Origin of the sequence: Parasphingorhabdus sp., assembly GCF_039977335.1 — a bacterium.
Lineage (GTDB): Bacteria > Pseudomonadota > Alphaproteobacteria > Sphingomonadales > Sphingomonadaceae > Parasphingorhabdus.
Genome location: NZ_JBDWDI010000004.1, coordinates 1,746,750 through 1,760,046, shown reverse-complemented (window position 1 = coordinate 1,760,046; position 13,297 = coordinate 1,746,750). Strand labels below are relative to the sequence as shown.

Sequence of the window (13,297 nt, the reverse complement as noted above, 5' to 3'; positions counted from 1 at the left end):
GAGCTTCACGGCTCCCCTTTTACTATCACAATATAGTTGCGCTTAATCTTCTTCGGCGATTTTCACCTTCAGCCCGTCGAGATCGTCATTTAATTCGATCTGGCAGCTCAGACGCGAGAACTCGTCGCGGTGATCGCTGCTTTCCAGCAGGTCATCTTCATCTTCACTCATCGCAGGCAGCTTATCTTTCCAGTCCGCATCGACATGCACGTGGCAGGTCGCGCAAGAACAGCATCCACCGCAAAGCGCTAGCAATTCGTCAAAACCGTTGTCGCGGATCGCTTCCATGACATTCATACCGCTATCGACGGTAACGGCTTTTTCTTCTCCGGTACGACCGGTGACGTGGATGGTTGGCATATAAACCCCTTAAGCTGTTTTCATTCAAAATCCGGCACGCTATGTCCGCTCGATTGAAAAGAATCAAGGCCCGAAAAGGCCAGTAAGCTAAGGCAGAGCCGCAATGGGCCTATCAAAAGAGACGATAAAGACCAGCTTGGATGCGATCAGCAAGGTTGAGCCCGTCTTGGGCACAGCCGTCAAGGCGGCCGGCTATCCCGAACCGCGGATCAATCCCGAAGGCTATCAGACGCTGCTGCGCACCATTGTCGGGCAGCAGGTCAGCGTAGCGTCAGCCGCTTCGGTGTGGAATAAATTGGAGGCGCGACTAGGCGCTGGTTGTCCGGCCGAAGCGCTCATCGCGACTGATTTTGACGACCTGCGCGCCTGCGGTCTGTCACGCCAGAAACAGGGCTATGCGCGCAGCCTGGCCGAACTGATATTGTCTGGCGGTTTGGACTTGAGCAACCTGCCGGAAGACGATGAAGAAGCCATTGCGCGGCTCACGCAAGTTAAAGGCATTGGCCGCTGGTCAGCGGAAATCTACCTGCTCTTTGCCTTGGGGCGCCCTGACATATGGCCAGCCGGTGATCTGGCGATCCAGGCTGGTGTCGGCGATATATTGGGCCATGATACACGACCATCGGAACAGGATTTGCGAGAGATTGCCTTACCCTGGTCACCACATCGCGGGTCAGTGGCGATTTTCATCTGGCACCATTACAACACTATGGTGATGTAGGTCCTAAGACAGCAGGCAGTTATTTTTTCAACGTTGGATTCAGTGCCATCACTTCTTCCATGAAGGACCGCGGCTTCTTCCAGAATTTCGTCTTACTGTTGAACTTGTACCCCAGTACCGCAATCACTTCACTGGCAAAATGCACGCAATTGCGTTTGTTAAGGCTATAGCTTTTCTGCGGCATGTTGCGCCATTTGGCGACCACAGCCAATAGTTCACGATATTTGCTGTCCGCAACCGTGACCGTAAAATGCGGGTTGCTGTTGGCTATATATTTTGCCTTGGGTGTCTCCACCTTGCCCTTGACCGAGCCCCATAAAATGCCGGGCGAAACATTGACCGCCGTGAAGCCAAAGCTGGTATCGACAGTCTCGCCCGTCTCCAGCTTGCCTTTCATCACAAAAAACGCGTGCGGGAAATTCTTGCCGAAATCATGAGAGTAAAAGGTCACCGTCACTTGCGCCTGCGCTGGCACAGCGGCCATCAACAGCGGAATCAGAACAGCCAGAAAACGCAGCCGGAACATCACAAAAAACTGTCTCGTCACTTATTGATCTTTCCTGTCTCTAATCTGCTCATCTAGCCAGCGTGCCGCTTGTCTGGGCGACTGCTTGTCGGCTTCGCGATCAACCTTATAATTGGCCTCTCGCATATTTTCCACCGTGATCGCGCCAACCAGCGGTTTAATCGCATTCATGAGTTTGTCATCACCGCTGCGTCCCGGGGCGACCAATATCATCGCTTCATAAGATGGCACCGCGCCCTTTTTATCATCCAGAACGACAAAGCCATTGGCGGCAATACGTCCATCCGAAGAAAAGGCCGAAATCACATCCACTTCTCCGCTCGATAAAGCGGGATACATGAAGGTCGGATTAAAAGACCGGGCTTCCTTAAACTGAATCGGATAGACATCTTTCACCATTGCCCATTCTGGTCGTTCGAGAAATTCGAGATCCGTGCCAAAAGCAAAGCCCGACGATACCCGTGCAAGGTCGTCCAGTGTTTTAAGACCTTTATTTTCCGCATCTTCGGGGCGCACGGCAAAAGCATAGGTGTTTTCAAATCCCAAGGCGCCAAGCATTGTCACCCCATATTCAGACGCGCCCCATTTTGCGATTTCATTCACCATATCGTCGGCAGGCACCGTATCGGTCCGCTTCATCTGGTTGGTCCAGATGGTCCCGGAATAATCGACATAAATATCGATATCGTCTGCTGCGACCGCTTGAAACACCACCGCCGAACCAAGACCATCATGATAGCGAACTTTATAACCGGCCTCCTCCAACCGGGAACCAATCAGGCGCGCCAAAATAAATTGTTCGGAAAAGCCTTTTGCGCCAATATCCACAACGTCTTCGCGCTGGCCAAGTGTGGGCAGCAAGGCAAAGAGCAGCCCGATACCAATCAACGCCGTTCCACCCCAAGCGATGATCTTGCGCCGGTTGCGGATGGCTCGTTCGATCATGCCCAGCAGCAGGTCGACGATAATCGCAAGCCCTGCCGAGGCAAAACAGCCTGTCAGCACCAAAGTCCAATTCTGTGTCTGGAGCCCCGCAAATATCAGATCGCCGAGACTGGCTTGCCCCACCGTGGTCGAGAGCGTCGCGGCACCAATGGTCCAGACCGCCGCCGTCCTGATCCCCGCCATAATCATCGGTGCGGCGAGCGGTGCTTCCACCAGCCGCAGTTTCTGTGCTGTTGTCATGCCCAAGCCATCGGCCGCCTGCTTGGCTGCAGGCGACACACTGGTCAGTCCCGTCACCGCATTGCGCAATATCGGCAGCAGGGCGTAGAGCGTCAGAGCCAATAAGGCTGGCAGAAACCCGAGCGCCGATATCTCCCCGCCGAGCAGCGCCGACAGTCCAAGCAAAACGGGATAGAAAAGCGCAAGTAGGGCCAATGCCGGGATGGTCTGGATGAGGCTGGCAAATCCGAGAATGACCGCCGCCACTTTCGGCGCTCGCACCGCCCAGATGGCAAGTGGCAAACATAGAGCCATGGCGAGCAGCAGGGCCGAAAAGCTCAATTGCACATGGGCCGCAAGTAATTCGGGGACCCGCGCAAAAGCCTGTTGCCACGCCTCTGTCACGCCTCTTTCGCTCCATCCGTTTGGCCAAGCGCGATAAGATGCGCGGCTTGTGCGCGCGGGATTGCAACCAGGGCTTCGGCTTCATCGCCAACGCCGCCGGATAGCAATTGTGCCGGGGTTGCATCGGCCTTGATCTGGCCATCCTCCATCACCAATATGCGGTCCGCCAGATAAAGCGCCTCCGCCATATCGTGTGTGACGATAATTGTGGTCAGTCCCAGCTTTTCATGCAGCGCCTTATATTGCCCAGCGAGACTGTCGCGCGTCACCGGGTCGAGTGCGCCGAAGGGTTCGTCCATCAACATCAGGCCGGGCCGCGTGGCCAGTGCTCGGGCGACGCCGACCCGTTGCTGTTGCCCGCCGCTCAATTGATGCGGCATCCGGCTGCTCGTCTCCTGCGGCAACTCCACGAGGTCGAGCAGTTCGGCGACACGCTCGCTACGCCCCTCTTTCTCGCCTGCCAGTTCCAGACCGATGGCAATATTGCGCGCAATTGTCATATGCGGGAAGAGGCCAATATTCTGAAAAACATAACCAATCCGGCGGCGCAGGATGTGCGGATCAATCGCCTCCACATTATCGTCGGCGACCAAAACCTTCCCCGCTGTCGGATCGACTAGCCGGTTAATCATCTTCAACAAAGTGGATTTTCCGGATCCAGACAGCCCGACCAGCGCAACAAAACTGCCCGCAGCAATCTCCAGAGAAACATCGTCCACCGCCGTGATAGCGCCATAGGTGCGCCTGACATTTTTCAAGCTGATGGCTGGACCGGAGGCGGAAGGGGCAGAATTCATTAGCGATACTATTGGCCAGCTTTACCCAATATGTCCAATCGCTCTTGACCTGATGCGGAAAAACCGCTCGAATGAACATCAATGTCAATAAGACAGTGATTAAGAGGGCGAGGACAAGATGGCATATCAGAGCGGACAGAAGTCAATATTCATTACCGGCGGTGCATCAGGCCTGGGCCGCGAAGTCGCGCGCTATTTTGCGGGCAAGGGCTGGTTTATCGGTATTGCCGACATCAATGACGCCGGGATGACTGAAACTGCATCGCTGCTTCCCGAAGGGCAAAGCTCAACCCACAAGCTGGATGTTACAGACCGCGCCAACTGGAAATCTGCAGTAGCTGATTTTGGTGAAATTACCGGCAGCACAATGAACGTCCTGTTCAACAATGCCGGCATTGGGGAAGGCGGCCCCATTGAGGAGATGACCGATGAGGATATCGACCTGATGATCGCTATTAATTTTACGGGCTGTATCAGTGGCACGCGCGCCTGTTTCGAAATGCTGAAAAACACGCCAGACAGCTGTGTGCTTTATACGGCATCCGCAGCGGGTATTTATGGCGTTGCCGACCTCAGTGTTTATAGCGCCACGAAATTTGCGGTGCGCGGTCTGGCGGAATCGCACGATCTGGAATTTAACAAATATGGCATCAAGTCGCGCTCACTCATGCCAGGCTTTGTCGACACCAATATCATCTCGGATGTCGTGGAAGGCACCAATCAGACGGGCAAAGAACGGCTTGAAGAAAGCGGTGTGCTGGTCAGCCCGGTATCGATTATCGGCCCAGCAGCCTGGGAAGCCGTGCACGGTAAAAAGGTTCATACACCCGTCAACAAAATGGCGAAACAACTCGCCTTTGCCGCACGTTGGATGCCTGGACGAATCCGCAAACAATCGCTTGAACTGGCTGATCTTGGCAATGTCCTCGCCGGAGCAGAGCCTAAAAATTAGAGGATATCGTCAATAATCTTGGCCAGATCGATATCGCGTTGGGATAACCCGCCATTTTCACCGGCATCGTGGGTGGTCAGCGTGATGTCCACATTGTTGTAGACGTTAAACCATTCGGGATGGTGGTCCGCTTTCTCGGCATGGATCGCCACGCGGGTCATGAAGGCATAGGCTTCGGTAAAATCGGCAAATTTGAGTTTGCGGTTAATCGCGTCGCGTTCGCTGTCATATTCCCAGTCCGGAAGCGCGGCGAGTGCGGCCTGCCGATCGGCGTCATTAAGGGCTGCGACCATATTTCGATACTCCTTGCTTGGCTTTACCGCCATTTCGTGGCTTAAGTCTTCCCCATGAACCGAGGGGCGTCAACCAAAATGCGGAAAGAAGGCAGCGATAATCTGCACGCCGAAGCCCTTTCGTGTGTGCGCGGCGACAAATTGTTGTTTCGCGATTTGAATTTTGCGCTGGCACCGGGGCAAGCGGGCCTGGTCACTGGTCCTAATGGCGTCGGTAAATCCAGCCTGCTTCGATTGATTGCCGGATTATTGGACCCGTTCTCCGGATCGATTCATGTCCCGACATCGATAGCATTGTGCGACGACCGGATGGCGCTGGATGAAAATCTACCGCTCGAAAATGCACTTCGGTTTTGGACCAGACTTGATGGCAAGACAGACGGTGATTGCACCACCGCTATGGCCGCAGCGGGCATGAGTCATTTGGCCGAAGTGCCCATCCGCTATTTCTCGACCGGCCAGCGTCAGCGCGCCCGGCTTGCCCGAACGTTTTTGACAGGAGCAGATCTATGGTTGCTGGACGAGCCCGCCAACGGCCTCGACAAAGCATCCGTGGAGTTATTGGGTCAGACTCTGCAGAATCATTTAGACCGCGGCGGTATGATATTGGCGGCTAGCCATATTGCGCTACCGATTAGCTTTGACTTATCGCTCGAACTAGCAGCGCTGGAAGAGATGGAGACGCCATTATGATTGGTGCATTGAGCGCCCTGATCTGGCGCGATGTCCGGCAAAGCTATGCTAGCGGCGGGACATGGTTGCCAGTGATCTTCTATCTCTCGGCAGCAACCTTGTTCCCCTTTGCGGTAGGGCCGGATCGCGATTTGCTGCTGCAAACGGGCGGCGGGATATTATGGATAGCGGCATTGTTGGCGACCCTGTTGCCGCTCGACCGGCTGGTTCAGCCCGACCTTGATAACGGCCTGTATGATCAATTGCTGGTGCGCGGTATCACCGACGAGTTGATCGCCTTTGCCCGGCTGATCTCGCATTGGCTGTCTTTTGGGCCGCCGTTGTTGTTTGCCGCTTTCCTTGCCAGCGGCCTCATGGGTCTCGAAGGACCGCCGCTTGTCACCTTGCTAGCCAGCCTCGCCATCGCCACACCGGCGCTCGCCGGACTAGCGGTAATGATCGCAGCCCTCACCGCGGGCCTGAAAGGAGCCGGAGCCTTGGGCGGATTGCTACTAGTACCGCTGGCCATTCCGTTGTTGATTTTTGGTGCTGGCAGTCTCGCGGATCAAAGCGGCAGCGCCCTGTTGTTCCTGAGCGCGGTGTCCCTGCTGCTCGTCGCGATTACGCCTTTTGCTGCAGGAGCCGCGTTAAGAGCGATGCGGGAATAGCCTTAAATCCCGCCGTCGGTAACCTCGTAACCGGCCGCTTCCAGACCGGTTTTCAACGCGGCGGTACAAGTTGCCAACTCGTCCGGATCGGTTGACCGCACCACAAAATTCGCGCCCACCGTGCCGTTACGGAAAAACGGATAACTGCCGATCTGGCAACCTTCATGCGCCTTCTCTGCCGCGATAAGCACGTCGGCAATCTCGCTCTCTGGTGCCCACGCACCTAGCGTTTCGGACAATAGCGGTGCACCGCCTTCCAATGTTCCGGTCAATGCATCGAGCATACCGGCGGTAATATGAGGAACGCCCGCCATCAGGAACAAATTATCGATCTTGATACCCGGCGCGCCGGACATACGGTTTTCGATCAGTTCCGCGCCATCGGGCACCCGCGCCATGCGCAGGCGGCCTTCGTTGATACCGCCTTTGTCCGCATAATATTTCTCCAATATCGCGCGCGCCGTCGGGTGGATGACCACGTCGACGCCTAACGCCTTGGAAATCGCATCCACCGTAATATCATCATGGGTCGGACCAATGCCCCCGGTGGTGAAAAGATAATCATTGCGCGCGCGCAATATGTTCACCGCTTCAGCAATCGCATCCATGTCATCGGCAATCACGCGAACCTCGCCCAGTCTGATACCTTGTACATTCAGCCATTTGGCGACCTGGGCGATATTCTTGTCCTGGGTACGCCCAGAGAGGATTTCATCCCCAATGACGATCAGGGCAGCGGTGTAAATGCGGGATTTGCTCATGCCATTTGGATATAGAGCAGTTGCGGGAATCATCAACGGCCATTTGCAATTTGGTAAGGTCCTGCATCTAAATTGAAATGGGGCGCATATAAATCATCTCCAAAAGGAGAATATTATGACCATGGAATTTGGGCAATTCGGCTTTCAGGCGGCATTGCACGATAGCGCCTCCAGCCTGTCAATTTCGCAGGATGGCCCGCGCCTGATCATTGAGGAAGCGGATACACCGCCCAGCAAGATATCGCTCATCGCGGGCATCGCTTTTGCTTTGTGTTTTGTGGCTTTCGGGCTGTTTGTCGCGAGCTGGGAAATGGATGTTGTCAGCGAACCGCTGCGCTTTCCGGTCGCCGGAATATTTGCACTATTTGGTCTTGGCCTATTATGGCTCGTAATCAGCCGGAAGAACAGGATCCGGCGTCTGATCGCAGACAGCGAAACACAGACCATTGAATATGGCCAGATGGTCGCAGGCAAGAATGACGACTGGCAATATCAGCCAAAGGGCTTTTTTGATTATCGCCACGCCGAGAGATTCGATACCGGCTATGTCGATCATACAGCACCGGGTGCTGAACAGACTTTCACAGGCCTTTATGTCAAAGTGCCTGACGGGCCGCGTGGCGGTTTATTGGTAATGGGCGCGCTCTATGAGGTCGAAATCGCCATCGACTATATTTACCGGCATATGAATGATGCCGCACAGAGCGACCATATTTTCGGGGAGGAAAAGATTGGCCTGCCCCGGAGCTTTATTCCGCAAAACAAGCACGGGATCTGATTCCCTCTCGTCAAACCGGGCAATTATACATATATATAGCCCATGACCGATTATCTGACTGTAGAAGATGCCACCCCGCAAAGCCGGACCGGCGCGATTAAACTCCATGGGCCGGAAGGCTTTGAGGGCATGCGCAAAGCTGGCAGGCTGGCCGCCGAAATTCTTGATAGCCTGGTGCCGCATGTGGTGCCGGGTGTCACGACTGGATTTCTGGATGACATGGTCCGCCAACATGCCTTTCGGGAAGGCGCCGTCCCCGCAACGCTTGGCTATCGCGGCTTTACCCATAGCTGCTGCACCTCGATCAACCACGTGGTCTGCCACGGCATTCCTGGCGACAAGAAGCTCAAAGAAGGCGATATCGTCAATATTGATGTGACCGTGATCGTCGACGGCTGGCATGGCGACACCAGCCGCATGTTCCTGATCGGCAAGACACCGGTTAAGGCCGCGCGGCTAGTCCAGACCACGTATGAATGCCTGATGCTCGGTATCGAACAGGCCAAGCCGGGCAACCGGATGGGTGATGTCGCTCATGCGATCCAATCCCATGCCGAAGGAAACCGCTATAGTGTCGTGCGCGATTTTTGCGGGCATGGCTTGGGACAGATGTTCCATGATGCGCCAGAGGTTGTCCATGCCGGACGCCCCGGTACCGGCCCCGAACTGCGCCCCGGCATGTTCTTCACCATCGAGCCGATGATCAATATCGGCAAATATACCGTGAAAATGCTCGAAGACGGATGGACCGCGGTGACCCGTGATCGTTCGCTGTCAGCCCAGTTTGAACACAGCATCGGAATTACCGAAACCGGCTGTGAGATATTTACCAAAAGCCCAACCGGTCTGGACTGTCCACCTTACGCATAAACAAGTATCAGCCTTGACCGCAGCGCTTAAATTTAGCTAGTCAGTTAAATCAGGTTTTACCCATGAAGGTTGAACCGGCTCGGGAGAAGTTACGATGCGTCGTTTGGGACTATTTTTCGCAACCTGTTTGCTGGCTGCTTGCCAAAGTCAGACAGCCGATGACAGCAGTGGATCAGCTGCAACAAAAGGCGCGGAATGGAGCAATATCGGCTTTAATGCTAAAGAACAGCGGCACAGTCCCCTCGATCAAATTGATGAGAGCAATGTTGGCGAACTCGGCATCGCCTGGTTCAAGGACTTACCCGATGCACGCGGGCAAGAAGCCACGCCTGTGGTTGTTGATGGCAAAATGTATATCTCCACCGCTTGGTCCAAGGTTTTTGCTTATGACGCGAAAACCGGCGAGGAACTCTGGTCTTACGACCCCGAAGTCCCGGGCGAAAAAGCGGTTGATGCCTGTTGCGATGTCGTCAATCGCGGCATTGCCATTTCCCGCGGCAAGATATTTTTCGGAACCATTGACGGCCGCTTGATCGCGCTGGATGCGAATACGGGCGCACGGCTTTGGGAAACCCAGACTACCGATAATAGCAAACCTTACACGATTACCGGCGCGCCGCGGGTGGTCAAAAATATGGTAATCATTGGTAATGGCGGTGCTGAATTTGGTGTGCGCGGCTATGTCACAGCCTATAGCGTTTCCGACGGTTCACAGAAGTGGCGTTTCTACACGGTCCCCAATCCTGAAGGGAAAGCCGACGGCGCCGCGAGCGACGAAATTTTCGAGAAAGCAGCCAACAAGACCTGGGGCGATGGCGAATGGAAAGAATCTGGCGGTGGCGGCACCGTCTGGGATAGCATCGTCTATGATGAAGAGCTTGATCAGCTCTATTTCGGCGTTGGCAATGGCAATCCGTGGAACCACGGCCTGCGGTCCGGCGGTGAAGGCGACAACCTGTTCCTCTCGTCCATTGTTGCGGTAAATCCCGATACTGGCAAATATCTCTGGCACTATCAGGAAACGCCAGCGGAGACGTGGGACTATACCGCCACGCAGCATATCATCATCGCCGAGATTGACTGGCCCAAAGATACCGAAGAGGGCGAAACCACGGCCCTGACAGAAAAGCGCAAGGTGCTTTTCCACGCGCCGAAAAACGGCTTTTTCTTTGTCATCGACCGGACCAACGGCCGGTTGATGAGCGCAGAGCCTTTTGTTGATAATATCAACTGGGCTGAGGGCTATGATCTGGAAACCGGACGCCCGATCGAAACGCCGGAATCTCGTTTTTACAAAACCGGCAAGCCATTTGTGTCGATCCCTGGCGCGTTGGGAGCCCATAACTGGCATCCGATGAGCTATAATCCCAGCACCGGTCTGGTCTATATCCCGGCCCAGCAAATCCCGCAGGGTTATGAAGTTCCTACCTCCGATCTCGACAAGAAGCGCGAACGGCTCGGCTTCAACGTCGGTATCGGTTGGGCAATTGGCCAACTGCCCGATGATAAGGATGTTTACAAAGCCGCAATCGCTGCGACCACCGGCAAGCTGGTCGCCTTTGACCCCAAAGCGGGCAAGGTCGCCTGGTCGGTCGATTATCCTGCTGCCTGGAATGGCGGTACGATGACGACCGCTGGCAATCTGGTGTTTCAAGGCACTAGTGTGGGGCTGTTTAAAGCTTTCGCTGCTGATAGCGGCGAAGAACTTTTGAGCATGGACATGCAGTCCGGCATTGTCGCCGCGCCTTCCACCTATATGATCGATGGCGAGCAATATGTCGCATTCCTAACTAGCAAGGGCGGTGCCTTTCCATTGGTTGCTGGTGTAGCCGGCGGTGCGTCGCGCAAAGTGCCGAATATTCCGCGGTTGGTGGTAATGAAGTTGGGCGCCAAGGCAAGCTTGCCGGCGCTGCCAGAGAAAACCGAAATCGTCTGGAACCCGCCAGAGCCAACCGGTACACCCAAACAGGTTGCTGACGGCAAAGCGCTCTATGGTCGCTTCTGCCTTGTTTGTCATGGCGACAGTGCGGTGGGCAACGGCTTCACACCCGATCTGCGCGTGTCCGGCACTTTGGCTAGTGAAGAAGCCTGGGCTTCTATCATCACAGGCGGAGCGTTGAAACAGCATGGCATGGTCAGCTTTTCGTCTCAGTTGAAAGCTGATCAAGTCGAAGCTCTGCGCCACTATGTCATTGACCGGTCCAACTGGACCAAGGCCAATGTTGCAGAGGTGACCGCCCCGATTGCACGCTAGCTTGCACAATACACCGCTGCCTAAAATTTAGGCGGCGCGTCTCAAAAATGCCTGTTTTTTGGGCGGCATTGAAACTGTCTTCGTTTGGCTTTAGCAGAATACCAACGATTCTTTCGTCATATCAATTTGGCATGGTAATTGAATTGTAGCGGGCAAAGCGCCCGATTTTGGCGCTGCATTGGCACGCCAATATAAAAGTAAACGTGACCAACATTCAGGGACGGAACGAACAAATGAAAAAGATCGAAGCGATCATCAAACCTTTCAAACTCGATGAAGTGAAAGAGGCGCTTCACGAGGTTGGCGTATCCGGCATCACTGTCACCGAAGCAAAAGGCTTTGGCCGTCAGAAAGGCCATACGGAACTCTATCGCGGCGCGGAATATGTCGTGGACTTCCTGCCCAAAGTGAAGCTGGAGGTTGTCGTTGATGACAATCTCGCTGAACGGGTGGTCGAAGCCATTTCCACTGCCGCCCAAACCGGCCGTATCGGCGACGGCAAAATCTTCGTCATTCCAGTCGAATCAGCGCTGCGTATCCGCACCGGTGAACGTGACAGCGATGCGATTTAGGGCAGCGCCAAAGGACAAACGACGCCATTTAATTTTCACTTTTCAACAAACCAAACTTTAAAACAAACCAAGGGACGAAATAATGGGCAATACCACCGCAGATGTCATGAAAATGATCAAGGAACACGAGATTGAGTGGGTCGACGTGCGTTTCACCGATCCGCGTGGCAAATGGCAACATTTGTCCATGTGTGCCGAAGTTGTTGACGAAGATGTTCTGGAAGAAGGTTTCATGTTTGATGGCTCGTCCATCGAAGGTTGGAAAGCGATTAACGAATCCGACATGATCCTGCGCCCCGATCTGGATGCTGTTTATATGGATCCGTTTTCAGCCACACCGATGATGGTTCTGGTTTGTAACATTGTCGAGCCCGGCGATGGCTCGCTCTATGGTCGCGACCCACGCTCCACAGCTGTGCGCGCTGAGGCTTATCTGAAATCCACCGGCATTGGCGACACTGTTTATGTTGGACCGGAACCTGAATTTTTCATGTTCGACGATGTCAAATTTGAAGACGGTTATGACCGCTCCGGCTTCAAAATTGATGATGTTGAGCTGCCAACCAATACCGGCCGCGATTATGAAATCGGCAATATGGGCCACCGCCCACGCGCCAAAGGTGGCTATTTCCCCGTAGCACCTGTTGATAGCGCCGTGGACATTCGCGGCGAAATGGTTGCGACCATGATGGAAATGGGCCTGCCGATGGACAAGCATCATCACGAAGTTGCCGCTGCACAGCATGAGCTGGGTATTACATTCGGCACGCTGGTGGAAACCGCTGACCGCACGCAGGTTTATAAATATGTCGTGCAGCAGGTTGCTCACGCTTATGGCAAAACAGCGACCTTCATGCCCAAACCAATCAAGGATGATAACGGTTCTGGCATGCACACCCACATGTCGATCTGGAAAGACGGCAAGCCGCTTTTCGCGGGCAATGAATATGCCGGTCTTTCGGAAATGTGCCTCCACTATATTGGCGGCGTGATCAAACATGCGAAGGCCTGTAACGCGTTCACCAATGCCACGACCAACAGCTACAAGCGTCTGGTTCCCGGCTTTGAAGCACCGGTGCTGCTGGCTTATTCCAGCCGCAACCGTTCAGCCTCTTGCCGTATTCCTTACGGCGCAGGCGACAAAGCCAAACGCGTTGAATTCCGTTTCCCGGATGCACTGGCTAACCCATATCTGTCGGCAGCGGCGCTGTTGATGGCTGGTCTTGACGGCATCGAGAATAAAATCCACCCCGGCGATGCGATGGACAAAAACCTCTATGATCTGCCGCCAGCAGAGCTGGCTGAAGTGCCCACCGTCTGTGGCTCGCTTCGTGAAGCGCTGGAAGCATTGGAAGCGGATCATGAATTCCTGCTCAAAGGCGATGTGTTCAGCAAGGACCAGATCGACGCTTATGCCGAACTGAAATGGGAAGAAGTCAGCCGTTTGGAAACAACGCCAAGCCCGGTTGAGTTCGATATGTATTATTCGTCCTAGGCCTGGCGA

Annotated in this window: 15 protein-coding genes; 9 read left to right on the top strand and 6 right to left on the bottom strand. The window is 54.5% G+C overall.

All coding sequences use genetic code 11. The features are described 5' to 3' along the window. Nucleotides 1–42: 42 nt before the first annotated feature. Nucleotides 43–360, bottom strand: coding sequence for a 2Fe-2S iron-sulfur cluster-binding protein (locus ABJM21_RS15825; RefSeq protein ID WP_108811779.1), 318 nt, complete (start codon nt 358–360; stop codon nt 43–45). 103 nt (nt 361–463) lie between these two features. On the opposite strand from ABJM21_RS15825, the gene ABJM21_RS15820 reads away from it, so the two are divergent. Beyond that, nucleotides 464–1,081, top strand: coding sequence for a DNA-3-methyladenine glycosylase 2 family protein (locus ABJM21_RS15820; protein WP_348301891.1), 618 nt, complete (start codon nt 464–466; stop codon nt 1,079–1,081). A 19-nt stretch (nt 1,082–1,100) separates the two neighbouring features. On the opposite strand, the gene ABJM21_RS15815 is transcribed toward ABJM21_RS15820, so the two are convergent. From ABJM21_RS15815 to ABJM21_RS15805, 3 genes are read right to left on the bottom strand one after another with little or no spacing between them, the layout of a single operon-like run. Further along, nucleotides 1,101–1,628 (bottom strand): hypothetical protein, encoded by a 528-nt coding sequence (locus ABJM21_RS15815; protein WP_348301890.1) that lies wholly within the window; start codon nt 1,626–1,628, stop codon nt 1,101–1,103. After that, complete coding sequence (locus ABJM21_RS15810) at nt 1,629–3,176, bottom strand: ABC transporter permease/substrate-binding protein (RefSeq protein WP_348301889.1); 1,548 nt, start codon at nt 3,174–3,176, stop codon at nt 1,629–1,631. Beyond that, nucleotides 3,173–3,973 (bottom strand): ABC transporter ATP-binding protein, encoded by an 801-nt coding sequence (locus ABJM21_RS15805; protein WP_348301888.1) that lies wholly within the window; start codon nt 3,971–3,973, stop codon nt 3,173–3,175. Before ABJM21_RS15805 ends, ABJM21_RS15810 begins: the two co-directional genes overlap by 4 nt. A gap of 118 nt (nt 3,974–4,091) precedes the next feature. Here ABJM21_RS15805 and ABJM21_RS15800 point away from each other — a divergent pair, with 118 nt between their 5' ends. Then, a complete protein-coding gene (locus ABJM21_RS15800; protein ID WP_348301887.1) occupies nt 4,092–4,925 on the top strand; it encodes an SDR family oxidoreductase in 834 nt (277 codons plus the stop codon). Here the strand turns inward: ABJM21_RS15800 and ABJM21_RS15795 are convergent. Continuing rightward, nucleotides 4,922–5,251 (bottom strand): 4a-hydroxytetrahydrobiopterin dehydratase, encoded by a 330-nt coding sequence (locus tag ABJM21_RS15795; RefSeq protein WP_348301886.1) that lies wholly within the window; start codon nt 5,249–5,251, stop codon nt 4,922–4,924. The two genes, ABJM21_RS15800 and ABJM21_RS15795, sit on opposite strands and share 4 nt — an antisense overlap. Nucleotides 5,252–5,296: 45 nt before the next feature. Between ABJM21_RS15795 and ccmA the strand changes: the two genes are divergently transcribed. Beyond that, nucleotides 5,297–5,911, top strand: coding sequence for a heme ABC exporter ATP-binding protein CcmA (gene ccmA, locus ABJM21_RS15790; RefSeq protein WP_348301885.1), 615 nt, complete (start codon nt 5,297–5,299; stop codon nt 5,909–5,911). Beyond that, the gene (locus tag ABJM21_RS15785; RefSeq protein ID WP_348302077.1) at nt 5,911–6,558 is read left to right on the top strand and encodes a heme exporter protein CcmB; all 648 of its coding nucleotides are present in this window, start codon (nt 5,911–5,913) and stop codon (nt 6,556–6,558) included. Before ccmA ends, ABJM21_RS15785 begins: the two co-directional genes overlap by 1 nt. Before the next feature lie 2 nt (nt 6,559–6,560). Here ABJM21_RS15785 and ABJM21_RS15780 read toward each other — a convergent pair whose 3' ends face one another. After that, complete coding sequence (locus ABJM21_RS15780) at nt 6,561–7,319, bottom strand: competence/damage-inducible protein A (RefSeq protein ID WP_348301884.1); 759 nt, start codon at nt 7,317–7,319, stop codon at nt 6,561–6,563. A gap of 115 nt (nt 7,320–7,434) precedes the next feature. Between ABJM21_RS15780 and ABJM21_RS15775 the strand changes: the two genes are divergently transcribed. The 5 genes from ABJM21_RS15775 (at nt 7,435) to glnA (ending at nt 13,288) form a co-directional block, all read left to right on the top strand. Further along, nucleotides 7,435–8,097: a hypothetical protein gene (locus ABJM21_RS15775; protein ID WP_348301883.1), complete on the top strand. Its 663-nt coding sequence runs from the start codon at nt 7,435–7,437 to the stop codon at nt 8,095–8,097. A gap of 42 nt (nt 8,098–8,139) precedes the next feature. Continuing rightward, nucleotides 8,140–8,967, top strand: coding sequence for a type I methionyl aminopeptidase (gene map, locus ABJM21_RS15770; protein WP_348301882.1), 828 nt, complete (start codon nt 8,140–8,142; stop codon nt 8,965–8,967). A 94-nt stretch (nt 8,968–9,061) separates the two neighbouring features. Further along, entirely contained in the window at nt 9,062–11,221 is a 2,160-nt protein-coding gene (locus ABJM21_RS15765) for a PQQ-dependent dehydrogenase, methanol/ethanol family (RefSeq protein WP_348301881.1), read from the top strand. A 233-nt stretch (nt 11,222–11,454) separates the two neighbouring features. Next, entirely contained in the window at nt 11,455–11,793 is a 339-nt protein-coding gene (locus ABJM21_RS15760; RefSeq protein ID WP_108811770.1) for a P-II family nitrogen regulator, read from the top strand. 82 nt (nt 11,794–11,875) lie between these two features. Continuing rightward, nucleotides 11,876–13,288: a type I glutamate--ammonia ligase gene (gene glnA, locus ABJM21_RS15755; RefSeq protein WP_348301880.1), complete on the top strand. Its 1,413-nt coding sequence runs from the start codon at nt 11,876–11,878 to the stop codon at nt 13,286–13,288. Nucleotides 13,289–13,297: the final 9 nt, after the last annotated feature.

Bases quoted from the DNA above. Each gene is read 5' to 3' on its own strand.
- ABJM21_RS15825 (WP_108811779.1), bottom strand. From the start codon at position 360: ATGCCAACCATCCACGTCACCGGTCGTACCGGAGAAGAAAAAGCCGTT.
- ABJM21_RS15820 (WP_348301891.1), top strand. From the start codon at position 464: ATGGGCCTATCAAAAGAGACGATAAAGACCAGCTTGGATGCGATCAGC.
- ABJM21_RS15805 (WP_348301888.1), bottom strand. From the start codon at position 3,973: ATGAATTCTGCCCCTTCCGCCTCCGGTCCAGCCATCAGCTTGAAAAAT.
- ABJM21_RS15800 (WP_348301887.1), top strand. From the start codon at position 4,092: ATGGCATATCAGAGCGGACAGAAGTCAATATTCATTACCGGCGGTGCA.
- ABJM21_RS15795 (WP_348301886.1), bottom strand. From the start codon at position 5,251: ATGGCGGTAAAGCCAAGCAAGGAGTATCGAAATATGGTCGCAGCCCTT.
- ccmA (WP_348301885.1), top strand. From the start codon at position 5,297: ATGCGGAAAGAAGGCAGCGATAATCTGCACGCCGAAGCCCTTTCGTGT.
- ABJM21_RS15780 (WP_348301884.1), bottom strand. From the start codon at position 7,319: ATGAGCAAATCCCGCATTTACACCGCTGCCCTGATCGTCATTGGGGAT.
- ABJM21_RS15775 (WP_348301883.1), top strand. From the start codon at position 7,435: ATGACCATGGAATTTGGGCAATTCGGCTTTCAGGCGGCATTGCACGAT.
- map (WP_348301882.1), top strand. From the start codon at position 8,140: ATGACCGATTATCTGACTGTAGAAGATGCCACCCCGCAAAGCCGGACC.
- ABJM21_RS15765 (WP_348301881.1), top strand. From the start codon at position 9,062: ATGCGTCGTTTGGGACTATTTTTCGCAACCTGTTTGCTGGCTGCTTGC.
- ABJM21_RS15760 (WP_108811770.1), top strand. From the start codon at position 11,455: ATGAAAAAGATCGAAGCGATCATCAAACCTTTCAAACTCGATGAAGTG.
- glnA (WP_348301880.1), top strand. From the start codon at position 11,876: ATGGGCAATACCACCGCAGATGTCATGAAAATGATCAAGGAACACGAG.